The organism is Candidatus Binatia bacterium, assembly GCA_023150935.1.
Classification (GTDB): domain Bacteria; phylum Desulfobacterota; class Binatia; order HRBIN30; family HRBIN30; genus JAKLJW01.
On the sequence record JAKLJW010000155.1, the window covers coordinates 1 to 574 of the forward strand.

Here is a 574-nt window from a genome sequence, read left to right on the forward strand (position 1 = left end):
GTCGACCGGCCGGCCGAGCGCCTCGTCGTCGCGCAGGAAGCCGCTCAGGAAGGGACGCTCCTCGATCCGCCCGTCCGGGCCCCAGTGCAGCGAGACGACCTGGTAGCCGTCCTTGCGCGTGCGATTCCACGAGCCATGGAGGGCGACGACCGCCGCTCCCCGGTAGCGCTCGGGCCAGCTTCCGGCGCGCAGGAAGGTGATCCCGAGCGGCGCATTGTGGGCGCGGAACCCGTGCACCGGAGGCATCGACGCCGCGATCTCCCGCTCGTGGCCGGCACCGAGGTCCGGGTCCGGAACCCGGTCGCCGTTGGCGAAGGGCCAGCCGTAGAAGCCGCCCCGGACGATGCGGTTCAGCTCGCAGGGCGGGAAGTCGTCGCCGAGCAGGTCGCGCCCGTTGTCGGTCGCGTAGAGCTCGCCGGTCGCGGGACGCCAGTCGAGGCCGACGGAGTTGCGCAGGCCGGTCGCGAAGATCTCGCCGCTGCTCCCGTCGGGCCGGAAGCGCAGGATCGCCGCTCGCCGCGGGTCGCCCTCGATACAGGCGTTGCAGCTCGAACCCACCGACACGTACATCCAG

1 protein-coding gene is annotated in these 574 nt (G+C 72.6%); it reads right to left on the reverse strand.

The window, feature by feature from the left end; genetic code table 11:
- Positions 1 to 574: PQQ-dependent sugar dehydrogenase (locus tag L6Q96_23475; GenBank protein ID MCK6557508.1), on the reverse strand; the 574-nt coding region annotated here is incomplete at both ends.